This window comes from Serratia sp. LSHTC3, assembly GCF_057197125.1.
This window is the reverse complement of sequence record NZ_JBXUNP010000004.1, coordinates 489,932-516,606: the sequence shown is the minus strand read 5'-3', so window position 1 is coordinate 516,606 and position 26,675 is coordinate 489,932. Positions and strand designations below refer to the sequence as shown.

At 60.3% G+C, this 26,675-nt stretch carries 27 protein-coding genes; 16 read left to right on the top strand and 11 right to left on the bottom strand.

Annotated elements, in window-relative coordinates; translation table 11 throughout:
• Positions 1-16 precede the first annotated feature (16 nt).
• Positions 17-2,482, bottom strand: a complete 2,466-nt coding sequence (gene plsB / locus AC2CGI_RS18085; protein ID WP_031300261.1) for a glycerol-3-phosphate 1-O-acyltransferase PlsB — start codon at positions 2,480-2,482, stop codon at positions 17-19.
• Positions 2,483-2,630: 148 nt separating this feature from the next.
• Here plsB and AC2CGI_RS18080 point away from each other — a divergent pair, with 148 nt between their 5' ends.
• The 4 genes from AC2CGI_RS18080 to AC2CGI_RS18065 all read left to right on the top strand — a co-directional run bounded on the left by AC2CGI_RS18080 (position 2,631) and on the right by AC2CGI_RS18065 (position 5,676).
• Positions 2,631-2,999 carry a diacylglycerol kinase gene (locus tag AC2CGI_RS18080; protein ID WP_015379225.1) on the top strand — a complete coding sequence of 123 codons (369 nt, stop codon included), beginning with the start codon at positions 2,631-2,633 and terminating at the stop codon, positions 2,997-2,999.
• A gap of 102 nt (positions 3,000-3,101) precedes the next feature.
• Positions 3,102-3,710 carry a transcriptional repressor LexA gene (gene lexA, locus AC2CGI_RS18075; protein WP_004936736.1) on the top strand — a complete coding sequence of 203 codons (609 nt, stop codon included), beginning with the start codon at positions 3,102-3,104 and terminating at the stop codon, positions 3,708-3,710.
• 103 nt (positions 3,711-3,813) lie between these two features.
• Positions 3,814-5,151 carry an MATE family efflux transporter DinF gene (gene dinF, locus AC2CGI_RS18070; RefSeq protein WP_015379224.1) on the top strand — a complete coding sequence of 446 codons (1,338 nt, stop codon included), beginning with the start codon at positions 3,814-3,816 and terminating at the stop codon, positions 5,149-5,151.
• Positions 5,152-5,466: 315 nt separating this feature from the next.
• Positions 5,467-5,676 (top strand): CsbD family protein, encoded by a 210-nt coding sequence (locus AC2CGI_RS18065; protein ID WP_004936743.1) that lies wholly within the window; start codon positions 5,467-5,469, stop codon positions 5,674-5,676.
• Between the two features lie 102 nt (positions 5,677-5,778).
• Here the strand turns inward: AC2CGI_RS18065 and zur are convergent, their stop codons facing one another.
• On the bottom strand, positions 5,779-6,291 hold the full coding sequence (gene zur / locus AC2CGI_RS18060) for a zinc uptake transcriptional repressor Zur (protein WP_015379223.1): 513 nt from the start codon (positions 6,289-6,291) through the stop codon (positions 5,779-5,781).
• A gap of 245 nt (positions 6,292-6,536) precedes the next feature.
• On the opposite strand from zur, the gene AC2CGI_RS18055 reads away from it, so the two are divergent.
• On the top strand, positions 6,537-7,109 hold the full coding sequence (locus AC2CGI_RS18055; RefSeq protein ID WP_004936750.1) for a sugar O-acetyltransferase: 573 nt from the start codon (positions 6,537-6,539) through the stop codon (positions 7,107-7,109).
• A gap of 30 nt (positions 7,110-7,139) precedes the next feature.
• On the opposite strand, the gene AC2CGI_RS18050 is transcribed toward AC2CGI_RS18055, so the two are convergent.
• Entirely contained in the window at positions 7,140-7,685 is a 546-nt protein-coding gene (locus tag AC2CGI_RS18050; protein WP_021505140.1) for an RNA polymerase sigma factor, read from the bottom strand.
• Between the two features lie 18 nt (positions 7,686-7,703).
• Positions 7,704-8,237, bottom strand: a complete 534-nt coding sequence (locus AC2CGI_RS18045) for a tetratricopeptide repeat protein (RefSeq protein WP_076741024.1) — start codon at positions 8,235-8,237, stop codon at positions 7,704-7,706.
• Positions 8,238-8,439: 202 nt separating this feature from the next.
• On the opposite strand from AC2CGI_RS18045, the gene dusA reads away from it, so the two are divergent.
• A complete protein-coding gene (gene dusA / locus AC2CGI_RS18040) occupies positions 8,440-9,450 on the top strand; it encodes a tRNA dihydrouridine(20/20a) synthase DusA (protein WP_019453217.1) in 1,011 nt (336 codons plus the stop codon).
• A gap of 155 nt (positions 9,451-9,605) precedes the next feature.
• Positions 9,606-9,824 (top strand): envelope stress response protein PspG, encoded by a 219-nt coding sequence (pspG, locus tag AC2CGI_RS18035; RefSeq protein WP_004936761.1) that lies wholly within the window; start codon positions 9,606-9,608, stop codon positions 9,822-9,824.
• Positions 9,825-10,123: 299 nt separating this feature from the next.
• Here pspG and AC2CGI_RS18030 read toward each other — a convergent pair whose 3' ends face one another.
• Entirely contained in the window at positions 10,124-11,107 is a 984-nt protein-coding gene (locus AC2CGI_RS18030; protein ID WP_015379219.1) for a quinone oxidoreductase, read from the bottom strand.
• Positions 11,108-11,274: 167 nt separating this feature from the next.
• Between AC2CGI_RS18030 and dnaB the strand changes: the two genes are divergently transcribed.
• Positions 11,275-12,699 carry a replicative DNA helicase gene (gene dnaB / locus AC2CGI_RS18025; protein ID WP_025160134.1) on the top strand — a complete coding sequence of 475 codons (1,425 nt, stop codon included), beginning with the start codon at positions 11,275-11,277 and terminating at the stop codon, positions 12,697-12,699.
• 17 nt (positions 12,700-12,716) lie between these two features.
• The gene (gene alr, locus AC2CGI_RS18020; RefSeq protein WP_076741023.1) at positions 12,717-13,796 is read left to right on the top strand and encodes an alanine racemase; all 1,080 of its coding nucleotides are present in this window, start codon (positions 12,717-12,719) and stop codon (positions 13,794-13,796) included.
• A gap of 44 nt (positions 13,797-13,840) precedes the next feature.
• Here alr and AC2CGI_RS18015 read toward each other — a convergent pair whose 3' ends face one another.
• Positions 13,841-14,608 carry a transporter substrate-binding domain-containing protein gene (locus AC2CGI_RS18015; RefSeq protein WP_076741022.1) on the bottom strand — a complete coding sequence of 256 codons (768 nt, stop codon included), beginning with the start codon at positions 14,606-14,608 and terminating at the stop codon, positions 13,841-13,843.
• 215 nt (positions 14,609-14,823) lie between these two features.
• Between AC2CGI_RS18015 and AC2CGI_RS18010 the strand changes: the two genes are divergently transcribed.
• From AC2CGI_RS18010 to maa, 5 genes are all read left to right on the top strand, one after another.
• Entirely contained in the window at positions 14,824-15,291 is a 468-nt protein-coding gene (locus tag AC2CGI_RS18010) for an Lrp/AsnC family transcriptional regulator (RefSeq protein WP_004936775.1), read from the top strand.
• Positions 15,292-15,374: 83 nt separating this feature from the next.
• Positions 15,375-16,568: an amino acid aminotransferase gene (locus AC2CGI_RS18005; protein ID WP_041922290.1), complete on the top strand. Its 1,194-nt coding sequence runs from the start codon at positions 15,375-15,377 to the stop codon at positions 16,566-16,568.
• A gap of 125 nt (positions 16,569-16,693) precedes the next feature.
• Complete coding sequence (locus tag AC2CGI_RS18000; protein WP_015379215.1) at positions 16,694-17,110, top strand: secondary thiamine-phosphate synthase enzyme YjbQ; 417 nt, start codon at positions 16,694-16,696, stop codon at positions 17,108-17,110.
• A 4-nt stretch (positions 17,111-17,114) separates the two neighbouring features.
• Positions 17,115-17,468 carry an MmcQ/YjbR family DNA-binding protein gene (locus AC2CGI_RS17995; RefSeq protein ID WP_021505135.1) on the top strand — a complete coding sequence of 118 codons (354 nt, stop codon included), beginning with the start codon at positions 17,115-17,117 and terminating at the stop codon, positions 17,466-17,468.
• Positions 17,469-17,616: 148 nt separating this feature from the next.
• On the top strand, positions 17,617-18,174 hold the full coding sequence (maa, locus tag AC2CGI_RS17990) for a maltose O-acetyltransferase (protein ID WP_053091215.1): 558 nt from the start codon (positions 17,617-17,619) through the stop codon (positions 18,172-18,174).
• Between the two features lie 31 nt (positions 18,175-18,205).
• Here maa and AC2CGI_RS17985 read toward each other — a convergent pair whose 3' ends face one another.
• Together AC2CGI_RS17985 and uvrA are read right to left on the bottom strand one after the other, a co-directional pair.
• Complete coding sequence (locus AC2CGI_RS17985) at positions 18,206-19,258, bottom strand: NAD(P)-dependent alcohol dehydrogenase (RefSeq protein ID WP_004936787.1); 1,053 nt, start codon at positions 19,256-19,258, stop codon at positions 18,206-18,208.
• Between the two features lie 229 nt (positions 19,259-19,487).
• The gene (gene uvrA, locus AC2CGI_RS17980; protein WP_015379213.1) at positions 19,488-22,316 is read right to left on the bottom strand and encodes an excinuclease ABC subunit UvrA; all 2,829 of its coding nucleotides are present in this window, start codon (positions 22,314-22,316) and stop codon (positions 19,488-19,490) included.
• 277 nt (positions 22,317-22,593) lie between these two features.
• On the opposite strand from uvrA, the gene ssb1 reads away from it, so the two are divergent.
• On the top strand, positions 22,594-23,124 hold the full coding sequence (gene ssb1, locus AC2CGI_RS17975) for a single-stranded DNA-binding protein SSB1 (protein ID WP_004936793.1): 531 nt from the start codon (positions 22,594-22,596) through the stop codon (positions 23,122-23,124).
• Positions 23,125-23,209: 85 nt separating this feature from the next.
• Here ssb1 and AC2CGI_RS17970 read toward each other — a convergent pair whose 3' ends face one another.
• The 3 genes from AC2CGI_RS17970 to AC2CGI_RS17960 all read right to left on the bottom strand — a co-directional run bounded on the left by AC2CGI_RS17970 (position 23,210) and on the right by AC2CGI_RS17960 (position 25,580).
• Positions 23,210-24,166 carry a cyclase family protein gene (locus tag AC2CGI_RS17970; protein ID WP_484593962.1) on the bottom strand — a complete coding sequence of 319 codons (957 nt, stop codon included), beginning with the start codon at positions 24,164-24,166 and terminating at the stop codon, positions 23,210-23,212.
• 218 nt (positions 24,167-24,384) lie between these two features.
• Positions 24,385-24,597, bottom strand: coding sequence for a YdgH/BhsA/McbA family protein (locus tag AC2CGI_RS17965; RefSeq protein ID WP_004936800.1), 213 nt, complete (start codon positions 24,595-24,597; stop codon positions 24,385-24,387).
• Between the two features lie 233 nt (positions 24,598-24,830).
• Complete coding sequence (locus AC2CGI_RS17960; protein ID WP_004936803.1) at positions 24,831-25,580, bottom strand: 3-oxoacyl-ACP reductase family protein; 750 nt, start codon at positions 25,578-25,580, stop codon at positions 24,831-24,833.
• Positions 25,581-25,707: 127 nt separating this feature from the next.
• Between AC2CGI_RS17960 and AC2CGI_RS17955 the strand changes: the two genes are divergently transcribed.
• Positions 25,708-26,625: a LysR family transcriptional regulator gene (locus tag AC2CGI_RS17955; RefSeq protein ID WP_075684486.1), complete on the top strand. Its 918-nt coding sequence runs from the start codon at positions 25,708-25,710 to the stop codon at positions 26,623-26,625.
• Positions 26,626-26,675 lie beyond the last annotated feature (50 nt).

Below are 26,675 nucleotides of genomic sequence, written 5' to 3'. Positions count from 1 at the left end.
TCCGCGCCGGGCGAAATCACTCGTCTTTCTCTTCTTCCGCATCGGTTTGCGGCAGAGCGTTGGTCTCTTCCGGCATGTTGACGCTTTCGATGGTCAGCTTGATTTCCGGCGTGATCAGATCGCTCAGCATGCTGTACACCTCGAGGGTGTGCTCGCGGATCGCATCGCCGCTGTCGTTGATGTAGCCTTCTTCACGCAGCGTCGCCACCAGGGTGGAGAACACCGCCTTGTCGAAGAACTCCGGCGCATTGATGCCGTGCAGCACCGACAGACGTTGCGCCATGATGCGGCTCTCTTTCTCCAGCGCGCCGCGGTTGATGCTCGGGTTGGCGCTGAGGATCGACATGGTGATGGCGTAGCGTTGCAGGGTTTCGCGCACCCCGGCGGCCAGCAGCTGCAGCGGGCGAATGCGCGCCGGGTTGAGCACCAGATCGTCGCCTTTGTCGCAGATCAGCTGTTGACGGATCAGCTCGTCGATCATCGGCCGCAGCACCTCCGGCAGCTGTTCCTTGTCGTTATGCAGGAACAGCTCGGCTTTCAGCATCGGGTAGATCATGCCGATCTGGCGCAGCAGCTCGGCGCGCGACACCCGGCGATGATGCATCACGATGCTGGCGATCAGCGACGGCAACACCAGCAGATGGTGGATGTTGTTGCGGTAATAGGTCATCAGCACCGCCTGCTCGCGCGGCAGGATGATGATGTCGCCGATGCTGTCCTTCTCCACCTCGAACTTGTTCATGTTCAGCGCGTGATCCAGCAGCTCATCCGGCGTTTGCGTCGGCACGGTGACGTCACGCGCGTAAGGCGCGTTGCGCATCAGCTGCAGGTAGCACTCGAGCTGCTCGACCAGCTGCTCGCGGGTCAGCGAACGCTGACGCGAGGCCAGCAGCGCGGTGGAACACAGGTTCATGGCGTTGGCTGCGGCGGCATTGTTGATGCGCACCATGATCTGGCCGGCCAGATCGTTGACCGTCGGCGTCAGCCAGCTTGGACGCTGAGCCTCGATCGGATCGATCGATTCGCGCCACTGCGGCACGTTCTGGTTGAGGTAAGCCGTCAATGGCAGCGGTTCGCCGAAGTTGACGTATCCCTGGCCCAGGTTGCGCAGCTTGCGCAGGCCGCGCAGCATCTGCGGCAGGCTCTCTTTTTCCTTGGTGGCGCCGCGCAGCTCTTTGGCGTAGGTACCCACTTCCATCACGTGTTCGTAACCGATGTAAATCGGCACCAGCGTGATCGGACGGGTGCCGCCGCGCAGCATCGCCTGGATGGTCATCGACAGGGTGCCGGTCTTCGGCTCCAGCAAACGCCCGGTGCGGGAACGGCCGCCTTCCACGAAATATTCCACCGAGTAACCGCGGGTGAACAGCTCGCCGAGGTATTCACGGAACACCGTCGAGTACAGCTTGTTGCCTTTAAAGGTGCGGCGGATGAAGAACGCGCCCAGGCGACGGAAGATCGGGCCCGCCGGCCAGAAGTTGAGGTTGATGCCCGCAGCGATGTGCGGCGGCACCAGGCCCTGGTGATACAGCACGTACGACAGCAGCAGATAGTCCATGTGGCTGCGGTGGCAGGGCACGTAGACGATCTCGTGGCCGTCCTGCGCCAGCTGGCGCACGCGCTCGGCGTTGGTGACGTTGATGCCCTGATACAGCCGGTTCCAGGTCCAGCTCAGCACGCGGTCGGACAGGCGCACGGTTTCGTAGGAGAAGTCGGCGGCGATCTCTTCCATCAGCGCGATGGCGTTCTGCTGGGCCTTCTCGTGCGAGATCTTCTTGCTGCGCGCTTCGTCCTCGACCGCTTTTTCGATCGCTTTGGACGCCAACAGCTTGTTGAACAGATCCTGACGGGCCGGCAGACTCGGGCCCACCGCGGCCAGGCGCTGACGCGAGAAGTGCATGCGCGCCACGCGCGCCAGTTTCTGCGCGATGGTTTTATCCGTGCCGTGTTCGGTAGCCATGCGGCGCAGCGACACGGTGTTGGAGAAACGCACGAAGCTGTCGCGGCCGAGCCACAGCACGGCGAAGAATTTCTGCACGCCGTTCAACAGACGCAGGTGCGGCGTGCCGTGGCCTTCGCGGCCCGGCGAACGGCCGAACATCACCGAAACCGGCAGCATCTGAATGTCGAGATCCGGGTTGCTGCGATGCAGATCCAGATAGTCGTGGAACAGCTTTACCGACTCTTCTTTTGGGGTGTAATAGCGGAATACGCGCGGGCCGTCGTGAATGAACACGTAGCTCGGCAGCACGGTGCCGTCGATCTCCAGCGAGTTGAGCGGATCGGGCAGATCCTGCGCCAGGCACTGGGTGCGCAGCGTCAGCAAATCCGCCTTGGAATTGTAAGGTAAAACATACAAAATCGGCCGTGAGGGATCCAACCCTAGCTCGGTAACCGGATCTGAAGGGATGACCTTACTTCTTACCAACAATTTAAGTGGTAAATTCAATATTTTATAATAAATTTTACGCCAACCTGACATAACAACGTGAAGCCTCTTGTTAGCAATGCGCCGCAAGCATACCAGAAACCGGGTAGCAGATCTGTGGTGTTCGAAAACCGAGAGCCGTCAGCGCGGACTGTTCTAGACTCTTTTTATTATGACCGACCTCTGAGAAAGGCACGAAAACATGGCAAACCAAGCAACCGGACTGACCCGCATCATCAAGGCAGCCGGCTATTCTTATAAAGGGCTATCCGCCGCCTGGCAGCACGAAGCGGCTTTCCGCCAGGAACTGGTGGTCACCCTTCTGGCTATCATACTGGCTGTCTGGCTGGATGTGGGTGCGATAGCGCGCATTTTATTGATCGGATCGGTAGCGCTGGTGATGATCGTCGAGATCCTGAACAGCGCGATCGAGGCGGTGGTGGATCGCATCGGCAGCGAACATCACGAGCTGTCCGGGCGGGCCAAGGACATGGGATCGGCGGCGGTGTCGCTGGCGATCGTGCTGGCGCTGTTCGTTTGGGGCACGGTCTTATGGCAGCATTTCGGCTGACGAAAAGCGCCTACTGACTGATTTTTATTTATTCTTCGGTTCCCAATCCGCGCTTACCTGTATATACTCACAGCAAGACTGTATAAACAAACAGGGGGCGGAATGAAAGCACTAACTACCAGACAGCAAGAGGTCTACGATCTGATTCGCGAGCACATTTCGCAAACGGGCATGCCACCAACGCGTGCCGAGATCGCGATGCGTCTGGGGTTCCGTTCGCCTAACGCCGCCGAAGAGCACCTGAAGGCGCTGGCACGCAAAGGCGTGATCGAAATCGTCTCCGGTGCCTCGCGCGGTATCCGTCTGCTGATGGAAGAAGAAGAAGGGCTGCCGCTGATCGGCCGCGTCGCCGCCGGCGAGCCGCTGCTGGCGCAGCAGCACATCGAAGGGCACTACCAGGTGGATCCTTCCCTGTTTAAACCGAGCGCCGATTTCCTGCTGCGGGTGAACGGCATGTCAATGCGCGACATCGGCATTCTGGATGGCGATCTGCTGGCGGTGCACAAAACGCAAGACGTGCGCAACGGCCAGGTCGTGGTCGCGCGGATCGAAGACGAAGTGACGGTCAAGCGCTTGAAAAAGCACGGCAACGTGGTTGAACTGCTGCCGGAGAACAACGAATTCCAACCGATCGTGGTCGATCTGCGTCAGCAGAATTTCACTATCGAAGGGCTGGCGGTCGGCGTGATCCGCAACGGCGACTGGATTTAATCGCCGCGCCATCACCGCCGCTCCCTGTATCAATCGCCCCTGTTTTGGGGCGTTTTTGTTTCTGACTTCGCCCTTTGTCACTCAGTCACAGGAACATCCCATCATGCGCCTGATTTCCGCTTTCACCAGCGACACCGATAAAGCCCTGTGGCGCCTCGCCCTGCCGATGATCTTCTCCAATATTACCGTGCCGCTGCTCGGGTTGGTGGACACCGCGGTGATCGGCCACCTCGACAGCCCCATTTATCTGGGGGGCGTGGCGATCGGTGCGGTGGCGACCAGCTTCCTGTTCATGCTGCTGCTGTTCCTGCGCATGAGCACTACCGGCCTGGCGGCGCAAGCGCTGGGGGCGCAGAACCCCCAGGCGCTGGCGCGCGCCTTTATGCAACCGCTGCTGCTGGCGCTGTTGGCCGGGGTGGCGATCGTCCTGCTGCGCTATCCGCTGATCGAACTGGCGCTGCGGATCGTCGGCGGCGATGCCGACGTGCTGGAACAGGCGCGGCGTTTTCTTGAGATCCGCTGGTTAAGCGCCCCGGCGGCGCTGGCCAACCTGGTGCTGCTGGGCTGGCTGCTTGGCGTACAGTACGTGCGGGCGCCGGTGATCCTGCTGATCGTCGGCAACCTGCTGAACATCGTGCTGGATATCTGGCTGGTGATGGGCCTGGGCTGGAATGTGCGGGGGGCGGCGGCGGCAACCGCCATCGCCGAATACGCTACGCTGCTGCTCGGCCTGTGGTTGGCGTGGCGGGTGATGCGCCTGCGCGGTATTACCCTGCAGATGCTGCGCCAGGCCTGGCGTGGCGATCTGCGTCGCCTGCTGGCGCTCAACCGCGACATCATGCTGCGCTCATTGTTGCTGCAACTGTGCTTTGCGTCGTTGACCATTTTCGGCGCTCGCCTGGGAAGCGAGGTGGTGGCGGTCAATGCGGTATTGATGAATCTGCTGACGTTCACCGCCTATGCGCTCGACGGTTTCGCTTATGCGGTGGAGGCTCATTCGGGCCACGCCTACGGCGCCCGGGACGACAGCCAACTGCGCAAAGTGTGGCATGCGGCCTGCAGGCAGGCAGGGCTGGTCGCGTTGGCCTTCGGCCTGGCGTATGCCGTTACCGGCCAGCAGATCGTGGCAGCCTTGACCTCTTTGCCGGAACTGCGTGCGTTGGCCGCCCATTATTTACCCTGGCAGGTCATTCTGCCGCTGGTTGGGGTGTGGTGCTATTTGCTGGACGGCATGTTTATCGGCGCCACGCGCGGCGCCGAGATGCGCAACAGCATGGCGGTGGCCGCGGCGGGATATGGTATTGCGCTGCTCAGCGTGCCGCTGCTTGGCAACCACGGGCTTTGGCTGGCGCTGGCGGTGTTTCTGGCGCTGCGCGGCCTGGCGTTGGGCTGGATTTGGCACCGTCACCAGGTGCGCGGCAGCTGGTTTACTGCCCATTAAACCGGACGTCTTGTTGGGTTAATGGTTAGTTTTTCTTATGATTTTGATCATGTTTGCTTACATGTTTTCAGCCTTGGTCTGTTCGCGTTAGTTCGTTGTTTGTTAGCGTTTTTTGTTTTTATCTTGTTTGTTAATGGTTTTTTATCCTGTGTTTTGGCTTTTTTATTTCCATGTTTAACTAGAATGAATCATGTGGCTGGTAAATGAAGGGGAGCGTTGCTTCTTAAGGTGAAGGGAGCATCAGCCAGAAAAACTTCTGGTTAACCCCGGCCGGCGACAGGGATCACTGATTCACCACAGGTTAACGGAGAGACTATGAATAAAGATCAAGCCGACGGTAACTGGAAGCAGCTGAAAGGCAAAGTGAAAGAGAAATGGGGCAAGCTGACCGATGACGATCTGACGGTCATCGAAGGGAAACGCGAACAGCTGGTCGGCAAAATTCAGGAGCGCTACGGTTACCAGAAAGAGGCGGCCGAAAAAGAGGTGAAGGCCTGGGAAGATCACACCAAACACCGCTGGTAACACGCAGGGCCGCCACTGACGGCGGCCGGCAACAGCGCAGGCCGGCGTTGCTCCATCCTCTGGCGCCCCGGCCGCAGGTACAGGGAAGTACCTGACTTCGTCTTACTTCTTCTTGATGGCGATGCTGTGATCGTGTTCGGCGCAGTCATGCTTGCTGTCACAAGCTTCAACTTCAACGCAACCGGCGCACAGGCCGTGCGCTTCCACCACGCTGTGCCGCAGCGCAAATCCGGCTTCCTGCGCCAGCTTCTGCAGCGTCTCCTCCACGCCTTCGGTGGTGCGTTCGGTCACCTGGCCGCAGCGATCGCAGATAAACAGCGCGGACGTATGCATCGGCTGTTCGAAGTGGTGGCACAGCACGTAGCTGTTGGCGGACTCCACCCTATGGATAAACCCTTGCTCCAGCAGAAAATCCAGCGCGCGGTAGACCGTCGGCGGCTTGGCCTGCGGTTCGGCGACGCGCAGCAGATCGAGCAGGTCATAAGCGCTGATTGCACCGGGTTGCTGAGTCATCAGACGCAGCACTTCCAGCCGTTGCGGCGTCAATCGCACATTGCGTTGCTGGCAGAGGCGTTCCGCCTGCGCCAGCAGCTTTTCCTGGGTGGTTGAGTTCATCGCAAATATCCCGGTACGTAAAAAAGCCGATTTTACCATGATTACGGCGAATCGCCGAGAGTTGCCCCCTTTTCCCCTGAGGATAGCGCAGAGAAAGGCGCGCTGAGTGCGCTAAAAGAGAGATGCATCACAACTTTTCCCCTCCGCCGGGCGGTAGATCAACGTTGCCGGTTTTAGCGCTGGAGAGCGGGGGGCGAGAGCGGTATAACGCCTTTCACCCGCGTGATGAGCAGGAGCCCTGTGTGATGACGGAAAGAGAGAAACTGTTAAGCGGCCTGGAATACAACAGCCGCGATGAAGAACTGATCGCCCTGTACCATCGGGCGAGGGCGTTGACCAAAAGCCTGGGGGCGCTGGACTCGCATCAGGCGGACGAGAAAAATCGCCTGCTCGGCGAGCTGTTCGGCAACTGGGGTGAGGCGAGCTGGATCGAAACGCCATTCTGGTGCGACTACGGGCAGCATGTCCGCATCGGTAAAAACTGTTTTATCAACGTCAATGCGGTGTTCCTCGACTGCAACACCATCACCATCGGCGACAACACGCTGATCGGCCCCAACGTACAAATCTACACGCCGAGTCATCCGCTGAAGGCCGGTGAACGCTTTACCGGTGACCCGGCTTTTCCTTTCCGCACCTCGGCGCAGCCGGTGTCTATCGGCAGCAACGTCTGGATCGGCGGCAACGTGGTGATCCTGCCGGGAGTGACCATCGGTGACGGCACGACCATCGGCGCGGGCAGCATCGTCACCGGCGACATTCCGGCCAATGTGCTGGCGCTGGGGCAGCCGTGCCGGGTTATCCGCGCGTTGGAATAGGCCGCTTAACACGAATTGGCGGCCAGCGGTTTATCGGCGAGTGCGGGGCAAGGGCGGAGGAGGGGGCTTCTTACGGTGCGAATCGTCGTTTGGCAACTGGCGGTCATCGGCCAAGGCCAGGCGTGCGGCCGCCAGGCGGCTCATGACGGTGCCGATTGGCACCGCCAGCACTTTCGCCGCTTCCCGGTAGGACAGCCCTTCGACATACACCAGAAACAGCGCGTTGCGCTGGGCCGCCGGCAACCGGCTTACGCGCCGCATCACTTCATTGAGCCAGACCGGCTGTTCACCGTTGTCCGCATCGCCAAGCTCTTCCGCCGCCATGCAGCCTTGCCCCTGACGACGATGCTGGGCGCGAACTTCATTGAGCCAAATAGAGTGCAAGATGGCAAACAACCAGCGATCCAGGTGTGAACCGGGGGTGAATTGCGCGGCGCGCTCCAGCGCACGCACGCAGGTTGCCTGCACCAGGTCGTCGGCGACATCCCGCCGGTGCGAAAGCACCAGCGCATAGCGCCACAGGCGGGAGAGATAGTGGCCGAGTTCATCGCGTATCGCATCGCCGCTGATAGTCACCTCCGCAGGCGCGTCGGATCAAGATTCCGGTTGGCGGTCGATGGCCGCCGCCAAATCTCGGTACTCCTCGCACCCGGTGCCGCACAGCGACTGGATCACCTGCAGCTGTTGGCGCGCCAGGTCGGGCCGCCCTTTCAGCATATAGGCTTCCCCAAGGTACTCGCGCACTTTGGGGTATTTCGGATCGAGGGCCACTGATTTTAAATAATAGCCGATACCCTCATCGGCGCGGCCCAGTTTGCGCGTGGCGTAGCCGCGATAATTCAGTGCGACGGCGGTGTTGGGATTTTGCAGCGTGTTGAGCATATCGATCGCTTCCTGATAGCGGCCGCTTTTCGCCAGTGCATAGGCATAGTTAGTGCGGTCGGCGTCGTCGACTTTGCTGCCTTTATCCACCGTGCAGGTCTGGGTTTTACTGTCGTAAACCTGGCCTTTCGGACAGGTCGGCGGGGTTTGACCGCTGCCGTCGCCGCCCATCGCCAGCGCCGCGCCGGAAAACAGCAGGCAGCCGGCAATGGCCGATGCCAGCAGGCGTTTAATGAAGCTGTTCATGGTTGTGTCCTCAAGGCAGAGGCGCCGTGCGCGCCCGTAATGAGATAACACCTGAACGAGTGAATTTATTCGCCTTACTCCCCCTTATTTACGCCACCGGCAAGGCGGTTTTCCCAACGGCGTCGATTGTCGTTATAATAGCCGTTTGCGGCCGCGCGCCGTTCGTTGAACCCAGACAGACTCAGGTAGCCAGTAACTCAGCATGACGAAAGACAACCACGCCCCAACCTACGCCGCCAATCGCTTCTCCATCGCGCCAATGCTCGACTGGACCGATCGTCATTGCCGTTACTTCCACCGCCTGCTGACCAAGGAAACGCTGTTGTACACCGAAATGGTGACCACCGGCGCGATCATCCACGGCAAGGGCGACTATCTGGCCTATAGCGAAGAAGAGCATCCGGTGGCGCTGCAGCTGGGCGGCAGCGATCCGGCCGCGCTGGCGCACTGCGCCAAACTGGCGGAGCAGCGCGGTTATGACGAGATTAACCTCAACGTCGGCTGTCCGTCCGATCGGGTGCAAAACGGTATGTTCGGCGCCTGCCTGATGGGGCAGGCGACGCTGGTCGCCGACTGCATCAAGGCGATGCGCGACGTCGTATCGATTCCGGTGACGGTGAAGACCCGCATCGGCATTGACGATCAGGACAGCTACGCTTTCCTGTGCGACTTTATCCAGACCGTCGCCGGGCGTGGCGAGTGCGACATGTTCACCATCCACGCTCGCAAAGCCTGGCTCTCCGGCCTCAGCCCGAAAGAGAACCGCGAAGTGCCGCCGCTGGACTACCCGCGCGTTTATCAGCTGAAGCGGGATTTCCCGGCGCTGACCATCGCCATCAACGGCGGGGTGAAAACGCTGGAAGAGGCGCAACAGCACTTGCAGCATCTGGACGGCGTGATGATGGGGCGCGAGGCTTACCAGAATCCGGGCATCCTGGCGCGGGTCGACAGCGAACTGTTCGGCGCGCAGACCGCGGTGCCGGACAGCGTGGCGATCGTCGAAGCGCTGTATCCGTATATTGAGCGCGAGCTGTCCAACGGCACCTATCTCGGCCACATTACTCGCCATATCCTCGGTCTGTTCCAGGGCGTGCCGGGCGCGCGCCAGTGGCGTCGCCATCTGAGCGAGAACGCTCACAAGCCGGGCGCCGATGCGCGGGTGGTGGAGCAGGCGCTGGCGTTAGTGCGTCAGCCGCGTGTCGAAATGGCGTAGCCGAAAAAATTTGACCAACAGTTAGTCTTTTTCACCAGGCATTCGGCGCACTGCCGGATGCCTTCCTCGTTTTTTCAATAGGTTAGCCATTCCGCCATTCTGGCACGCTTCTTGTAATTCACTCTGCAGATACGTTGCATTGCAAAGGAGCAATCATGTTGGAAATCTTCTTTCTCATTGGCTTTGTGGTGATGCTGATGGTGACCGGCATCTCGCTGCTGGGGATCTTCGCTGCGCTGTTGGCGGCGGCGGCGTTCATGTTGTTGGGCGGGCTGTTCGCGGTGGTCATCAAGCTGCTGCCGTGGCTGATTTTGGCGGTGGTTGGGGTATGGATTTACCGCTCAATGCAGAAACCCCAGGTCAGGCGTTACTGATTTTTTGCTGAATAATCAGTCAGTCGCGATGAAACTTGCATAACTGCCTGCCACGCTAATGCGGCAGCGATCACAGCTTGGCAGTTTTCCCCGGCGATGTGGCACATAAAGCGTGTTTTTTGCCGGACGGGGCTGTTAGGATGTTGGTCGATGCAGTGATGCGACCCATTTCATCACCGTGAGAGACACCTAAAATTCGTGTTGCTAAAGCAACCCCTGTCTCTGGCGGACTCTGCTCTACCCCTACAAAACGCAGTAACAGAAAGGGCTCCGCAAGGAGCCCTTTTCTTTGGCTGCTATCAGGGGATCAGCAGGCTGGAACCGCTGGTGCTGCGGCTTTCCAGCACCTGGTGCGCACGCTGGGCGTCGGCCAGCGCGAATTTCTGCTCGTCTCTCACCTCCACCCGAATGGCGCCGCTGCCGATCAGCGAGAACAGCTCATTGCTGGCGTACTGCAGCTCGGCGCGGTTGGTGATGTAACCGTTGAGGGAAGGGCGGGTGACGTACAGCGAGCCCTTCTGATTCAGCAGCGCCAGATCGACTCCCGTCACCGGGCCGGAGGCGTTGCCGAAGCTGACCATCAGGCCGCGCCGCTTCAGGCTGTTGAGCGAGGCCTGCCAGGTGCTTTGCCCCACCGAATCGTACACCACGCCAACCTTCTCGCCGTGCGTCAGCTCGGCCACCCGCTGGGCGATATCCTCTTTGTGGTAGTTGATGGTGGCCCAGGCGCCGGCCTGTTTCGCCAGCGCGGCCTTCTCGTCGGAGCCGACACTGCCGATCAGGCGTGCGCCCAGCGCTTTGGCCCATTGGCAGGCGATCAGCCCGACGCCACCGGCGGCGGCATGGAACAGGAACACTTCACCCGGTTGCACGTCGTGGGTCTGGCGCAGCAGGTAATGCACCGTCAGCCCTTTGAGGAAAGAAGCGGCACCCTGCTCAAAGCTGAGGTTGTGCGGCAGCAGCGCCACTTTTTCTTCCGGCACATTGTGGACTTCGCTGTAGGCGCCGAGCGACGACTGCGCATACACCACCCGGTCGCCCGGTTTGATCGCGCTGACCCCGGCGCCAACCTTGACCACCACGCCGGCCGCCTCGGTGCCGAGGCCGCTCGGCAGGCTGGCCGGCGCGTACAGCCCACTGCGCACATAGGTGTCGATGTAGTTGATGCCGATCGCTTTGTTCTCGATCTGCACTTCGCCAGCGGCTGGGTCGAGCGGTGTAAAATCAACGTATTGCAAGACTTCCGGCCCGCCGGTGGCGGAAAACTGAATGCGCTTGGCCATATCGTTACCTCGTTTGAGTGTCTGATTTCACCCTATTCTTTTTAGTATCGGAGATCCAGTTCACCCGTGCGGGATTCAATACCTTTTTTGCATCGGTTATGACGCAAAAATCACGTATACTCTCGCGTCAAGATCCTTCATTCGCAACCGGATAAAGACTACGTTTCATGGCAGGAAAAAAACCAACCAACAAAACAAACGCGGACGAAACCAGAGAGCGTTCCAGAGATCGTCAGATGGAAGGGCTGAAGATGCCGCCGCACTCGCTGGAGGCCGAGCAGTCGGTGTTGGGCGGTTTGATGCTGGATAACGAGCGTTGGGACAACGTGGCGGAGCGCGTGGTCGCCAACGACTTCTTCAGCCGCCCGCATCGCCTGATCTTTACCGAGATGCAGCGTCTGCTGGAGATGAGCAAGCCTATCGACCTCATCACCCTGTCCGAATCGCTGGAGCAGAAGGGCGAGCTGGACTCGGTGGGGGGCTTCGCCTACCTGGCCGAGCTGTCGAAAAACACCCCGAGCGCCGCCAACATCGGCGCCTACGCCGACATCGTGCGCGAGCGCGCGGTGGTGCGCGAGATGATCTCGGTGGCTAACGAGATCGCCGACGCCGGCTACGATCCGCAGGGGCGCAGCAGCGAAGACCTGCTCGATCTGGCGGAATCCCGCGTATTCCAAATCGCCGAGAACCGCGCCAGCAAAGACGAGGGCCCGAAGGGCATCGAACGCATCCTGGAAGACACCGTCTCGCGCATCGAGCAGCTGTATCAGCAGCCGCACGATGGCGTGACCGGGGTCGATACCGGCTATCAGGACCTCAACAAGAAAACCGCGGGCATGCAAAAGTCCGATCTGATCATCGTCGCCGCCCGTCCTTCGATGGGGAAAACCACCTTCGCCATGAACCTGTGCGAAAACGCCGCGATGACCCAGGAAAAACCGGTGCTGATCTTCAGCCTGGAGATGCCCGGCGAACAGATCATGATGCGTATGCTGGCGTCGCTGTCGCGTGTGGATCAGACGCGCATCCGTACCGGCCAGCTCGACGATGAGGACTGGGCGCGCATTTCCAGCACCATGGGCATCCTGCTGGAGAAGCGCAACATGTACATCGACGACTCCTCCGGCCTGACGCCGACCGAAGTGCGCTCGCGCGCGCGGCGCATTTTCCGCGAGCACGACGGGCTTAGCCTGATCATGATCGACTACCTGCAGCTGATGCGCGTGCCGGCCCTGTCCGACAACCGTACGCTGGAGATCGCCGAGATTTCGCGCTCGCTGAAGGCGCTGGCGAAAGAGCTGCAGGTGCCGGTGGTGGCGCTGTCGCAGCTGAACCGCAGCCTGGAGCAGCGCGCCGACAAACGCCCGGTCAACTCCGACCTGCGTGAATCCGGCTCCATCGAGCAGGATGCCGACCTGATTATGTTCATCTATCGTGATGAGGTGTATCACGAGAACAGCGATCTGAAAGGGATCGCGGAAATTATTATCGGTAAGCAGCGTAACGGCCCGATCGGCACCGTGCGCCTTACCTTTAACGGCCAGTGGTCGCGTTTCGATAACTACGCGGGGCCACAATACGATGACGAATAATCAGCTAAGGAACTGAAATGAAAGCGGCAACCGCTGTAATCGACCGCCGCGCTCTGCGACATAATCTGCAACAGGTGCGCCGCCAGGCGCCGCAAAGCCGCCTGATTGCCGTTGTGAAAGCAAACGCTTATGGACATGGCCTGCTGGAAACAGCACACACCCTGCAAGACGCCGACTGCTACGGCGTGGCGCGCATCGGCGAGGCGCTGATGCTGCGCTCCGGCGGCATCGTCAAACCGATCCTGCTGCTGGAAGGCTTCTTCTGTGCCGAAGACCTGCCGGTGCTGGTGGCGAACAACATCGAAACCGCAGTGCACTGCATCGAACAGCTCGAAGCGCTGGAGCAGGCCGAACTGGCGCGCCCGGTGCCGGTGTGGATGAAGCTCGATACCGGCATGCATCGGCTGGGGGTGCGCCCCGAGCAGGCGGAGGCGTTTTATCAGCGCCTGTGCGCCTGCCGCAACGTGGCGCAGCCGGTCAATATCATGAGCCACTTCAGCCGCGCCGATGAGCCGGAGTCCGACGCCACCCTGAAACAGATCGCCTGCTTTGAGCAGTTCGCGCTAGGCAAACCGGGCCAGCGCTCGGTCGCCGCCTCCGGCGGCACGCTGCTGTGGCCGGATGCCCACAACGAGTGGGTGCGTCCCGGCATCATTCTGTACGGCGTCTCGCCGCTGGATAACGGCAGCGGCGCCGGGTATGGCCTGCTGCCGGCGATGACGCTGAAATCCAGCCTGATCGCGGTGCGCGAGCACAAGGCCGGTGAAGCGGTGGGCTATGGCGGCACCTGGGTAAGTCCGCGCGATACTCGCCTTGGCGTGGTGGCGATGGGATACGGCGACGGTTACCCGCGCAGCGCGCCGACCGGCACGCCGATCCTGATTAACGGCCGCGAAGTGCCGATCGTCGGCCGGGTGTCGATGGACATGATTTCGGTCGATCTCGGGCCGGACGCCGCCGATAAGGTGGGGGATGAAGCGGTGCTGTGGGGGCCGGCGTTGCCGGTCGAGCGTATCGCCGCCTGTACCGGCATCAGCGCTTATGAACTGATCACCAAGCTCACGCAGCGCGTGGCGATGGAATACATCGGTGACTGATGCGCCGCAGGGGCCGACGTGCGTCGGCCCCGTTTCTCAGCGCGTTACTTCTTTACCGCCAACCACTTGTCGATAATTTTCTGATACTCGCCGGTCGCCTTGGCCAGGTGCAGCCACTGATCCACATACAGTTTCCAGCTCAGATCGTCGCGCGGCAGCATGTAAGCCTTCTCGCCGTACTGCATCGGTTTGGTCGGATTCACCGCGCACAGCTTCGGATAGCGCTTTTGTTGGTACAACGCCTCGGAGGCGTCGGTGATCATCACGTCCGCCTTGCGATCCACCAGCTGCTGGAAAATGCTCATGTTGTCGTGCGTCAGCGTCAGTTTGGCCTTCGGCAAATAGGCGTGCACGAAGGCTTCATTGGTGCCGCCCGCCGGTTCCAGCAGGCGCACCGACGGTTTGTTGATCTGTTCTATCGTGCGGTATTTCTTCACGTCGGTGCAGCGCACCAGCGGGATTTTGCCATCGGTATCCAGCTTGTCGGCGAAGAACACCTGTTTTTGTCGCTCCAGCGTGACGGAGATGCCGCCCATGGCGATGTCGCACTTGCCGGAGACGAAGTCCGGCGTCAGGGTTTTCCAGCTGGTTTTCACCCACTTCACCTTGGCGCCCAGGCTCTTCGCCAGCAATTCCGCCATGTCGATATCGATGCCTTCATAGCCGCCGTCTTCCTTGAGGAAGGTGTAGGGCTTGTAGTCGCCGGTGGTGCAGACCTCCAGGGTCTTTTGCTGCAGCACTTTGTCCAGGTGGGATTGTGCGCCGGCGCTGCCGGCGGCGAGCAGCAGCGCGAGAGGGAGTAACTTTTTCATCTGGCGTCCTTTTTATACATTCGTGGTTTTATGCGTTACTTCGCCGTTAATTGTCGTTTGCCTGCATGAGTTAGCCGTTTTTTATGCCGCTTACCGGCGAAAACGTCGGGCGTTGCTGCTGTACGCGATTTAAGCGCCAGGGTGTGACGTCGGCAACGGTAAAAAAACTGGTAGGCTGTAACGTCAACATTTATTAACACAGTTTACAGGTGGCTATGTACAACATTGACGATTTTGATATGAAAATCCTGACGCTGTTACAGGCCAACGGCCGTCTGACCAATCAGGAGCTGAGCGAGCTGGTGGGGCTCTCCGCCTCCCAATGTTCGCGGCGGCGCATCAGCCTGGAGCAGGCGCAGCTGATCCGCGGTTACCACGCGCGGCTGGCGCCAGAGGCGGTCGGCCTGGGGCTGGTGGGGCTGATCGAAGTCAGCCTGATCACGCACGCGCAGGAGCAGATCGACAGCTTTCATCAGATGCTGGAGGAAGTGGACGCGATCCTGGACGCTTACAAGACCACCGGCGACGCCGATTACCTGCTCAAAGTGGCGGTGGCGGACCTGCCGGCGCTGAGCGAATTCATCAGCCAGACGCTGTCGCCGCACAAAAGCGTGGCGCATATCAAAACGGCGGTGGTGCTCAATCGCATCAAGGAAAACGGTTTATTGCCGGTGGCGAGATAAAGCTAAAACCGAATGCGCTTTTCCGTCTATATTAGGAACGTAACGCTGTGCCCAAAACCACAATAAACCAGGAGAAAAACCCCGTGTTCCAGAACGTTGACGCCTATGCCGGCGATCCCATTCTGTCGCTGATGGAAAAATTCAAACAAGACCCGCGCGCGCACAAGGTGAACCTGAGCATCGGCCTGTACTACGATGCGCAGGGCATCATTCCGCAGATGCGGGCGGTCGCCGCGGCGCAAGCGCAGTTGAACAGCGTCGAGCATGGCGCCTCGGTATACCTGCCGATGGAAGGGCTGCAGTCTTACCGTTCCGCCATCCAGCAGCTGCTGTTCGGCGCGCAGCACCCGATGCTGCAGCAGGGGCGCATCGCCACCATTCAGACCGTCGGCGGTTCCGGCGCGTTGAAAGTGGGCGCCGACTTCCTGAAAAGCTATTTCCCGGATTCGCAGGTGTGGGTCAGCGATCCGACCTGGGAAAACCACGTCGCCATCTTCAGCGGCGCCGGTTTCAAAGTGAATACCTATCCATATTTCGACAGCGAAAGCCTGGGCGTGAAGTTCGACGCCATGCTGGCTGCGCTGAAACAGCTGCCGAAGCACAGCATTGCGCTGCTGCACCCGTGCTGCCACAACCCGACCGGTTCCGACCTGACCCCCGCCCAGTGGGATGAGGTGGTCAAGGTGATCGCCGAACGTGAAATCATTCCGTTCCTCGACATCGCCTATCAGGGCTTCGGCGGCGGCATGGAGCAGGACGCCTACGCCATTCGCGCCATCGCGGCGGCCGGTTTGCCGTGCCTGGTGAGCAATTCGTTCTCGAAGATCTTCTCGCTGTACGGCGAGCGCGTCGGCGGCCTGTCGGTGGTGTGCGAAAGCGAAGAGGCGGCCGGGCGCGTGCTGGGCCAGCTGAAGGCCACCGTGCGCCGCAACTACTCAAGCCCGCCAAACTTCGGCGCGCAGCTGGTGGCCAAGGTGCTGAACGACGCCCAGCTCAAAACCCAGTGGCTGGACGAGGTGGAGAGCATGCGCACCCGCATTCTCGAGATGCGTCACGCGCTGGTGGACACCCTGAAGAGCGCGCTGCCGCAGCGCAACTTTGATTACCTGTTGGCGCAGCGCGGCATGTTCAGCTACACCGGCTTCAGCGCGGCGCAGGTCGATCGCTTGCGTGAAGAGTTCGGTGTCTACCTGATCCACAGCGGCCGCATGTGCGTGGCCGGCCTGAACCACAACAACGTGCGTCAGGTGGCCGAGGCGTTTGCCGCGGTGCAGTAACGCCTGTTAGTCTGAACGGACGTTCATCGGGAGCGATAGCGATATCGCTCCTTTTTTATTGCCGGCGCGCCGCCGAAGTTGCCGCAAACCGGAGAGAGAATATACTGATTGAGGGGCGCTCACTCATGTGGCATCAGCAAACGCTAATCCTCAGCGCAAAAGCGCGTGGCTTTCATCTGGTTACCGACGAGATAGTCAACCAGTTAACCCACTTACACCGCCTGCAAACCGGCCTGCTGCATCTGTTGCTGCAGCACACCTCGGCCTCGCTGACGCTCAACGAGAACTGCGATCCCACGGTGCGAGCCGATATGGAGCAGCATTTCCTGCGTCAGGTGCCGGAAAACGCACCCTATCAGCATGACTACGAAGGGCCGGACGACATGCCGGCGCACATCAAATCCTCGCTGCTGGGCGCTTCCTTGACGCTGCCCGTCAGGCACGGGCGGCTGATGTTGGGCACATGGCAGGGCATCTGGCTGGGGGAGCACCGCATCCACGGCGGATCACGCCGTATTGTGGCCACGTTACAGGGGGAATAACCCAATGAATAACAGCGCATTGCTGGAGTACTGCATGGCGAAGCCGGGCGCGGAGCAGAGCGACCAGAACCAGTGGCAGGCCAGCCAGATCAAGGTGGGTGACGTGATGTTCGCCATGGTGTGCGAGGTCGAAGGGCGGCCGGCGCTGGCGGTCAAGTCCAGCCCGGAGCTGGCGGAAAGCCTGCGTGAACACCATCCGGAGATCGTCGCCTGTAACGGCCTGAACAAGGCGCACTGGAATACGGTGTTTCTCGACGGCAACCTGCCGAACTCGCAGTTTTACACGCTGATCGACAGCTCCTATCAGCTGGTGGTGGACGGCCTGCCCGAACACGTGCGCCAGGAACTGCGCGCCTGATTGCCGGGCGGCGGCGCCGCCCGTTTTTCTTCTGTTTTTTTCATGTTAAAGCGTGATCGCGACCTGGGTTTGGGAACGTTCCCTTTTTATTGCGGCACTAAAACAGCTACGCTTGGGCATTCAAGACACGCGGATGAAGGAGGCCGACATGGCCATGAGCGAAGAAAAGCGCAAGATGATCGCCGGGGAACTGTACGACGCCGGCGATGAACTGCTGCGCAGCGAACGCCGGCGCGCACGCCAGCTAACGCATCGCTATAACCACTCCTCGCCGGAAGAGGGCGAGCTGCGCAAACAATGGCTGGGTGAGTTGCTGGGTTGCTATCAGGGCGGCACCATCGAGCCGACCTTCCGCTGCGATTACGGCTATAACATCTATCTCGGCAAGAACTTCTACGCCAACTTCGACTGCGTGATCCTCGACGTATGCGAGGTGCATATCGGCGACAACTGCCTGCTGGCGCCGGGCGTGCATATCTATACCGCCACCCATCCGCTGGACGCCGAGACTCGCGTCGGCGGGGCGGAGTTCGGTAAGGCTGTCAGGATTGGCGACAACGTGTGGATCGGCGGGCGTGCGGTGATCAATCCGGGAGTGACCATCGGCGATAATGCGGTCGTGGCCTCCGGCGCGGTGGTGACCAAAGACGTGCCGGCCAATTGCGTGGTGGGCGGCAACCCGGCCAGGATCATCAAGCAGCTATAAAAAAACGGGCGCCGCCGGGCGCCCGCCGTCATCAGGCGCGCAGCGAGTCGATATCCACCACGAAGCGGTACTTCACGTCGCTTTTCAGCATGCGTTCATAGGCCTCATTAATTTGCTGCATCGGGATCAGCTCGATATCCGACGTGATGCCGTGCTGCCCGCAGAAGTCCAGCATCTCTTGCGTTTCCGCGATGCCGCCGATCAGCGAACCGGCGATGCGGCGGCGCTTCATGATCAGGTTGAACACCTGCGGTGACGGATGATCGTGCTCCGGCGCGCCGACCAGCGTCAGGGTACCGTCGCGGCGCAGCAAGTTGAGGAACGGGTTCAGATCGTGCTGAGCCGCTACCGTGTTGAGGATGAAGTCGAAGCTGTTGACGTGCTGCGCCATCTCATCCGGGTTGCGCGAAATCACCACTTCATGGGCGCCGAGGCGCTTGGCGTCTTCGATTTTCGACGGCGAGGTGGTGAACAGCACCACATGCGCGCCCATCGCCCGCGCCAGTTTGACGCCCATGTGCCCCAGCCCGCCGAGCCCGACGATGCCGACCTTTTTGCCTGGCCCCGCGCCCCACTGGCGCAGCGGCGAATAGGTGGTGATGCCGGCGCACAGCAGCGGCGCGACGCCGGCCGGATCGAGGTTTTCCGGCACGCGCAGCACGAAGTCCTGATCCACCACCAGATTGGTGGAGTAGCCGCCGTAGGTCACGGCGCCGGTGTGGCGATCCTGGCCGTTATAGGTGCCGGTAAAGCCGTTCTCGCAATACTGTTCCAGCCCCTCATCGCAGCTCGGGCAGCTGCGGCAGGAATCCACCATGCAACCGACGCCGACCAGATCGCCGATCCGGTAACGCGAGACATGGTCGCCGACGGCGCTAACGCGGCCGACGATTTCGTGGCCCGGCACCACCGGGTAAATCGTATTGCTCCATTCATTGCGCGCCTGGTGCAGATCCGAGTGGCAGACGCCGCAGAACAACACCTGAATTTGCACATCGTGGTCGCGCAGGGCGCGCGGCTGGTAATCGAAAGGCACCAGCGCAGACTTCGCGTCATGCGCGGCATAGGCATGGGTAATGTTCATGGTCGCTCCAGTTATCAATGTAGGGGGGACAACGTTTGACCGGCAGCGAAGTGCCGGCGAGACGCGGCCTGAATCAGACAGGGCGGCCGCCGAGGGAACATTGATGATAGAAGCGGTGAGCGTGGAGGGAAATGCCTGAAAATGTCGAAATCTTGCCTGTTTCTGTTCGATTGCGGGGAAACGGGGCAGCGTGCGGACCGCCTGAACGACGGCCTGCACGCCGGCGACATTACTGGTTCAACAGCGGCTTCAGGAAGCGTGCGGTGTGCGATTTCTCGCAGTCGGCGACCGTTTCCGGCGTGCCGGCGACCAGGATCTCGCCACCGCCGCTGCCGCCTTCCGGCCCCAGATCGACGATCCAGTCGGCGGTCTTGATCACGTCCAGGTTATGTTCGATGACCACGATGGTGTTGCCCTGATCGCGCAGCTGATGCAGCACCGCCAACAGCTGCTGGATATCGGCGAAGTGCAGACCGGTGGTCGGTTCGTCGAGGATATACAGCGTTTGGCCGGTGCCGCGCTTCGACAGTTCGCGCGCCAGCTTGACGCGCTGCGCTTCACCGCCGGAGAGCGTGGTGGCCGACTGGCCGAGGCGGATGTAGGACAGGCCGACATCCATCAGGGTCTGCAGCTTGCGCGCCAGCGCCGGCACCGCGTCGAAGAAATCGCGCGCTTCTTCGATGGTCATCTCCAGCACTTCGTGGATGCTCTTGCCCTTGTACTTCACTTCCAGCGTTTCGCGGTTATAACGCTTGCCCTTGCACTGGTCGCACGGCACGTAGATGTCCGGCAGGAAGTGCATCTCGACCTTGATCACCCCGTCGCCCTGGCAGGCTTCACAGCGTCCGCCCTTGACGTTGAAGCTGAAGCGGCCCGGCGTGTAACCGCGGCTGCGCGATTCCGGCACGCCGGCGAACAGCTCGCGCACCGGGGTGAAGATACCGGTGTAGGTGGCCGGGTTGGAGCGCGGCGTGCGGCCGATCGGGCTCTGATCGATGTCGATCACCTTGTCGAAATGTTCCAGGCCGGTCACTTCGCGGAACGGCGCCGGTTCGGCGATGGTGGCGCCGTTGAGCTGGCGCTGGGCGATCGGGAACAGCGTATCGTTGATCAGCGTCGATTTGCCGGAGCCGGACACGCCGGTGATGCAGGTAAACAGACCGACCGGCAGCGTCAGCGTCACGTCTTTCAGGTTGTTGCCGCGCGCGCCGCTCAGCTTCAGCACCTTGGTCGGATCGGCCTGCACGCGCTGCGCGGGGATGGCGATCTCGCGTTTACCGCTGAGGAACTGGCCGGTCAGCGATTCCGGCTGCGCCATGATGTCGTCGACGGTGCCTTCCGCCACCACCTGGCCGCCGTGTACGCCGGCGCCGGGGCCGATGTCGATCACGTGATCGGCGGCGCGGATGGCGTCTTCGTCATGCTCCACCACGATCACCGTGTTGCCGAGGTTGCGCAGGTGGATCAGCGTTTCCAGCAGGCGCTCGTTGTCGCGCTGGTGCAGGCCGATCGACGGCTCATCCAGCACGTACATCACGCCCACCAGGCCGGCGCCGATCTGGCTGGCCAAACGGATTCGCTGCGCTTCGCCGCCGGAGAGCGTCTCCGCCGAGCGAGACAGTGACAGGTAGTTCAGGCCGACGTTCACCAGGAATTTCAGGCGGTCGCCGATCTCTTTCAGCACTTTCTCGGCGATTTTGGCGCGCTGGCCGCTGAGCTTCATGTTCTGGAAGAAGGTCATCGCATGGCCGATGCTCAGATCGGAGATCTCCGGCAGCGTGGTGTCTTCGACAAACACGTTGCGCGCTTCTTCACGCAGGCGAGTGCCGTGGCACGAGGCGCAAGGGCGGTTGCTGATGAACTTCGCCAGCTCTTCGCGCACCGCGCTGGACTCGGTCTCTTTATAGCGGCGCTCCATGTTGTGCAGCACGCCTTCGAACGGATGGCGGCGCACGGTGGTGTCACCGCGATCGTTGATGTATTTGAACTCGATAGACTCTTTGCCGGAGCCGCTCAGCACCGCCTTCTGCACGTTGGCGCTCAGGGTGTTGAATGGCGCTTCGACGTCGAACTCATAGTGCTCCGCCAGCGAGCGCAGCATCTGGAAGTAATAGAAGTTGCGGCGATCCCAGCCGCGGATCGCGCCGCCGGCCAGCGACAGCTCGGGGTTTTGCACCACGCGATCCGGATCGAAGAACTGCTGCACGCCCAGGCCGTCGCAGGTCGGGCAGGCGCCGGCCGGGTTGTTGAAGGAAAACAGGCGCGGTTCCAGCTCGCGCATGCTGTAGCCGCAGATCGGGCAGGCGAAGTTGGCGGAAAACAGCAGCTCGTCCGCTTTTTCGTCGTCCATATCCGCCACCACCGCGGTGCCGCCGGACAGCTCCAGCGCGGTTTCGAACGATTCGGCCAGGCGCTGCGCCATGTCGTCGCGCACCTTGAAGCGATCGACCACCACTTCGATGGTGTGTTTCTTCTGCAGCTCCAGCTTCGGCGGATCGGACAGATCGCACACTTCGCCGTCGATGCGCGCGCGGATATAGCCCTGGGCGGCCAGGTTTTCCAGCGTTTTGGTGTGCTCGCCCTTGCGGTCTTTCACCACCGGCGCCAGCAGCATCAGGCGCTTGCCTTCCGGCTGGCTCAGCACGTTGTCGACCATCTGGCTGACGGTCTGCGCCGCCAGCGGAACATGGTGATCCGGGCAGCGCGGCTCGCCGACGCGGGCGAACAGCAGGCGCAGGTAGTCGTGGATCTCGGTAATGGTGCCGACCGTGGAGCGCGGGTTGTGCGAGGTGGATTTCTGCTCGATGGAGATCGCCGGCGACAGGCCTTCGATATGATCGACGTCCGGTTTTTCCATCAGCGACAGGAACTGGCGCGCATAGGCAGAGAGTGATTCGACATAGCGCCGCTGCCCTTCGGCATACAGCGTATCGAAAGCCAGCGAAGACTTGCCGGAACCGGACAGGCCGGTGACGACGATCAGTTTGTCACGCGGGATGATCAGGTTGATGTTTTTCAGATTATGGGTTCGAGCACCACGAACTTCGATATTGTCCATTTACACTTCCCGTCTTGATGATACACCGCGCCTGTCGCGATTTTTGCGGGGGATTTTGTGATGGATCTCGCAAAAAACCGGCACAGCCTGGTCGAAACGCATAATTATGACACAAAAAAACCTGAATGAATATCCAGTATGCGAATGCAACAAGGCCGATCGAAAAGACAATTCTGGAATGCAATTCGCACTTATCAACACGGGTGTGGTTTCGTACTCAGCGTGGTAAACTGACGCGTTTATACTGTGTAGAAATCAATCATCGGGAGAAGTGCTCATGGCCAGCAGAGGCGTAAACAAAGTAATTCTGGTCGGGAATCTGGGTCAGGATCCAGAAGTCCGTTACATGCCGAACGGCGGCGCAGTGGCCAACATTACCCTGGCGACCTCCGAAAGCTGGCGTGACAAGGCGACCGGCGAACAGAAAGAGAAGACCGAGTGGCACCGCGTCGTGCTGTTCGGCAAACTGGCCGAAGTGGCGGGGGAATACCTGCGTAAAGGCTCTCAGGTCTACATCGAAGGCTCCCTGCAGACCCGTAAATGGCAGGATCAGAGCGGCCAGGATCGCTACACCACCGAGATCGTGGTTAACGTCGGCGGCACCATGCAGATGCTGGGCGGCCGTCAGGGCGGCGGCGCACCGGCCGGTCAATCTGCCGGTGGCCAGGGCGGTTGGGGCCAACCTCAGCAGCCACAGGGCGGCAACCAGTTCAGCGGCGGCCAGCAGCAGTCTCGCCCGGCGCAGAACAGCGCACCGGCGACCAGCAACGAACCACCAATGGATTTCGACGACGATATTCCGTTCTAAGCCTGGCGACAGCGCTAAAAAAACCCCGCTCAGGCGGGGTTTTTTGTGTTCGTTAGCCGCTGATTTTCTGCGGCGGTGTCGCCAATCAGTAAATTGCTACCGGGTTGATATTGACCTGGATTGAACCGACATACAGCGGTTGCCCCAGTACGAACAGGAATTCCCAGGTTTTCGTGCGGACCAGCGGGCGGCTGTCGATCAGCTCCAGGTTATAGACGCCGCGTTTGGCCAGCAGGTACTGGTTGACCGGGAACTCTTCGTCATTTTTCGGGTTAGGGTAAACTTCGGAGGCCCAGGTATCACCGCCGAAGGCCACGATGCCTTGGTCGGCCAACCATTTCGCCGCTTCCATGCCGATGCCCGGTTCAACTTCCAGGAACTTTTTATTGTCTTTGCCAATCAGCTCCAGCCAGCCGGTGTTGAACAAGACAACGTCGCCTTTGCGTAAACTGATGCCCTGCTTTTTAAGCACCGCTTGAATATCCGCAACGGAAAATTCGGTGCCGCCCGGAACGATCGCTTTATTATAATAAGCCGTCATATCGAGTACGACGCCGCGTGTGACCATGGGCGGCACTTTTTCCACGCCCAATTTTTTTACGCCATCTACGGTGACGAAATCCGCCGCCTTATTGCCGTTATAATAAACATTGTCGATGCCGATATGGCCAATGCCATTCAACTGAGTGCCGACGCCGGTCCAGGCATTCACCAATTCATCATTAAAGGTGAATTTATTTGGGCCAAGCGTTTTACCATCCTGTTGACCAGGCTGAATATTATATAAGCGGAAGCTGCGGTGGCGGAACGCTGGGAAATCTTTATCGACGGGCACCGCCAATGGCAATGTCTTGCCTTGTTTTACCAACTGCACAGACTGTAATACGACCTCTGGCGTGAGCAGGTTGGCCGCGCCGATTTCGTCTTTTGCGCCGTAAACGGAAGGATACCAGTCTGACGACTGAGCGGCGGATTCTGCGGCGTGCGCGGGCACTGCGGCCAGCAAAGGCAGCAAGAGGGAGAGGCGATACAATGATTTCATCAGTGACTCATCCTTATAACGGAGTATTGCAGGGCGAATGAAAGTGAGCCTCCGGAAATTGGCGGCGTGAGGCCGCCGAATAATAACCGGTGAGGGAACGGCTCATTTTTTCTGTGTACTGGGTACGTCAGCGTGATTTAAAAAAAGCGCCCGGCGATGATTTCCTTAATCATGCGGTAATGAATAACGCCGTATGCACGGCGTTATCGCTAAACGCATTATTTTTTCAGTTCTGCACTCATGGTGACGAAATTGCCCATGTAGGCGCTGGTAATTTTGTAGCCGCTTGCGCCGGCTTCTTGCGCTTTTTTAGCGATGAGGGCTTCGGTGGAATCCAGTGTTCTGCCGGTTGCGGTCACGCTTTCTGCCGCGGCGTTAAACGACAGCATGGAAAACAGAGCGAGTGAAATAACGGTGGTCATGGTTTTCATATCTTTATCCTGTGTTCGAAGGTTCGAAAAATAAGGGTGTCCGGTACGACACGATGGAGCGAAGGATAAAGACGTCGGCCTGGTGAATAAATAACAGAATCGTCAATAAACTATTCCATTTTTGCGCATAAACTAATTCTATTATTGTCTTTCAAGGCCGAATATGCCGTGCGAGGTGAGAAGCGGTCGTCGGGGAGCGAATGAAAAAAAAGCCCCTTGCGGGGCTTTGAGCGCTACGCCGAGAAGCCGCCGTCGATGCTCAGACTGGCGCCGGTGATATAACCCGCCTGCGGGCCCGCCAGGTAGGCGACGAAACCGGCGATTTCTTCATCTTTGCCGTAACGGCCGATCGCCATCAGCTGCTTGAGCTGATCGGCGAACTCGCCGGCGTCCGGGTTCATTTCGGTGTCCACCGGACCGGGCTGCACGTTATTGACGGTGATGCCGCGTGGGCCGAGATCGCGCGCCATGCCCTTGGTCAACCCGACCAGCGCCGATTTGCTCATCGCGTACACCGCCGCGCCGCCGAACGGCACGCGCTCTGCGTTGGTGCTGCCGATGTGGATGATACGGCCGCCGTCGTTCATGTGGCGCGCCGCCTCCTGGCTGGCGACGAATACGCTGCGTACGTTGACCGCCAGCATGCGATCCAGGTCGTCCAGCGCCAGTTCCTCGGTGCCGCCCAGCGTAAATACCCCGGCGTTGTTCACCAGAATATCCAGGTTGCCGAAGTGACTCACCGCCTGGCGAACCGCCTGCTGCAGCGCCGCAGCATCGGCGCTGTCGGCCTTGATGGCGAGGGCTTTGCCGCCGGCGGCGGTAACGGCGCTCGCCACCGCTTCGGCGCGATCGGCCGAGGCGGCGTAGGTAAAGGCGACGGCGGCGCCCTCGCTCGCCAAGCGTTTCACGATGGCGGCGCCGATGCCGCGGGAACCGCCCTGAACGAATGCGACTTTGCCTTGCAGTGGGAGTGCTGTGGTCATGTTATTTCTCCAGAGTGGATGAGGGTAAAGTGTCGGCATTCAGTATCGGAGATCGCTTGCACGGCCACTAGCCACAAAGAGCTATAATCAGTTAAAACCATTAGTTTAAAATCCATAAGGAAAAAGCATGCTGGGACATCTGGAGTGCTTCGTCAGCAGCGCGGAAAACGGCAGTTTCTCCGCCGCCGGCCGCAAGCTGGGCCTCAGCCCGGCGGCGGTAAGCAAGAATGTCACCCGGCTGGAGGCGGTGGTCGGCGTGCGGCTGTTTCAACGCAATACCCGCAAGTTGATCCTCACCGAAGCAGGCGAGCGTTTTCTCGGCGAGGTGAGCGGCGGGTTGCAATCGATCCAGTGTGCATTGAAGGGGTTGAGCAGCGGCGGCGGCGCGGCGGCCGGCGGCTTGAAGGTCAGCATGGGCACCGCCTTCGGCCTGCACTTCGTGTTGCCGATGCTGCCGATGTTTTTGACGCAGTACCCGGCGATTGTACCGGACTGGCATTTCGACAATCGCCAGGTGGATCTGATCGGTGAGAACTTTGACGCTGCGCTGGGCGGCGGCATCGAGTTGGCGCAGGGGATGATTGCTCGCGAGCTGGCGCCCGCGCATGGCGTATTGGTCGCTTCGGCAGAATACTTGCGGCAGCGGCCGCCGTTGACGGAGCCGGAGCAACTGGCGCAACACGCCGGGATTTTCATCCGTTCGCCGCAGACCGGGCGCATTCGCCACCAGCCGCTGCGAAATGCCCAGAATGAGCAGCGTGCGCCGGGGATGACGGTCAGCATGACGGTCAATGAACCGGAAGCGGCGGCGCGGGCGGCGGAAATGGGATTGGGCATCGCGCTGATCGGCATGCCGAATGCGGCGCCTTATCTGGAAAGCGGCCGTCTGGTGCGGGTTCTGCCGGGCTGGTATGTCGATCGCGGCAGCGTGTATCTCTATTTCCCCACCACCAAATTCTTACCGACCAAAACCCGGGTGTTTGTCGATTTCATCACCGAACAGTTCCGCCTGCAGAAGTTGGCGGCGCGCTTTGACGCCCGCTAAAACGAGAAAAGCCCCTTGCGGGGCTTCTTTCTTCCGTCGGTTGGCTGTCC

Bases quoted from the DNA above. Each gene is read 5' to 3' on its own strand.
- dnaB (WP_025160134.1), top strand. From the start codon at position 11,275: ATGGCAGGAAAAAAACCAACCAACAAAACAAACGCGGACGAAACCAGA.
- AC2CGI_RS17955 (WP_075684486.1), top strand. From the start codon at position 25,708: ATGCTGGGACATCTGGAGTGCTTCGTCAGCAGCGCGGAAAACGGCAGT.
- AC2CGI_RS18055 (WP_004936750.1), top strand. From the start codon at position 6,537: ATGACGGAAAGAGAGAAACTGTTAAGCGGCCTGGAATACAACAGCCGC.
- alr (WP_076741023.1), top strand. From the start codon at position 12,717: ATGAAAGCGGCAACCGCTGTAATCGACCGCCGCGCTCTGCGACATAAT.
- zur (WP_015379223.1), bottom strand. From the start codon at position 6,291: ATGAACTCAACCACCCAGGAAAAGCTGCTGGCGCAGGCGGAACGCCTC.
- dusA (WP_019453217.1), top strand. From the start codon at position 8,440: ATGACGAAAGACAACCACGCCCCAACCTACGCCGCCAATCGCTTCTCC.
- maa (WP_053091215.1), top strand. From the start codon at position 17,617: ATGGCCATGAGCGAAGAAAAGCGCAAGATGATCGCCGGGGAACTGTAC.
- plsB (WP_031300261.1), bottom strand. From the start codon at position 2,482: ATGTCAGGTTGGCGTAAAATTTATTATAAAATATTGAATTTACCACTT.
- AC2CGI_RS18080 (WP_015379225.1), top strand. From the start codon at position 2,631: ATGGCAAACCAAGCAACCGGACTGACCCGCATCATCAAGGCAGCCGGC.
- AC2CGI_RS17970 (WP_484593962.1), bottom strand. From the start codon at position 24,166: ATGAAATCATTGTATCGCCTCTCCCTCTTGCTGCCTTTGCTGGCCGCA.
- ssb1 (WP_004936793.1), top strand. From the start codon at position 22,594: ATGGCCAGCAGAGGCGTAAACAAAGTAATTCTGGTCGGGAATCTGGGT.
- AC2CGI_RS18000 (WP_015379215.1), top strand. From the start codon at position 16,694: ATGTGGCATCAGCAAACGCTAATCCTCAGCGCAAAAGCGCGTGGCTTT.
- AC2CGI_RS18065 (WP_004936743.1), top strand. From the start codon at position 5,467: ATGAATAAAGATCAAGCCGACGGTAACTGGAAGCAGCTGAAAGGCAAA.
- AC2CGI_RS17960 (WP_004936803.1), bottom strand. From the start codon at position 25,580: ATGACCACAGCACTCCCACTGCAAGGCAAAGTCGCATTCGTTCAGGGC.
- uvrA (WP_015379213.1), bottom strand. From the start codon at position 22,316: ATGGACAATATCGAAGTTCGTGGTGCTCGAACCCATAATCTGAAAAAC.
- lexA (WP_004936736.1), top strand. From the start codon at position 3,102: ATGAAAGCACTAACTACCAGACAGCAAGAGGTCTACGATCTGATTCGC.
- AC2CGI_RS17995 (WP_021505135.1), top strand. From the start codon at position 17,115: ATGAATAACAGCGCATTGCTGGAGTACTGCATGGCGAAGCCGGGCGCG.
- AC2CGI_RS18010 (WP_004936775.1), top strand. From the start codon at position 14,824: ATGTACAACATTGACGATTTTGATATGAAAATCCTGACGCTGTTACAG.
- dinF (WP_015379224.1), top strand. From the start codon at position 3,814: ATGCGCCTGATTTCCGCTTTCACCAGCGACACCGATAAAGCCCTGTGG.
- pspG (WP_004936761.1), top strand. From the start codon at position 9,606: ATGTTGGAAATCTTCTTTCTCATTGGCTTTGTGGTGATGCTGATGGTG.
- AC2CGI_RS18045 (WP_076741024.1), bottom strand. From the start codon at position 8,237: ATGAACAGCTTCATTAAACGCCTGCTGGCATCGGCCATTGCCGGCTGC.
- AC2CGI_RS18015 (WP_076741022.1), bottom strand. From the start codon at position 14,608: ATGAAAAAGTTACTCCCTCTCGCGCTGCTGCTCGCCGCCGGCAGCGCC.
- AC2CGI_RS17985 (WP_004936787.1), bottom strand. From the start codon at position 19,258: ATGAACATTACCCATGCCTATGCCGCGCATGACGCGAAGTCTGCGCTG.
- AC2CGI_RS18030 (WP_015379219.1), bottom strand. From the start codon at position 11,107: ATGGCCAAGCGCATTCAGTTTTCCGCCACCGGCGGGCCGGAAGTCTTG.
- AC2CGI_RS17965 (WP_004936800.1), bottom strand. From the start codon at position 24,597: ATGAAAACCATGACCACCGTTATTTCACTCGCTCTGTTTTCCATGCTG.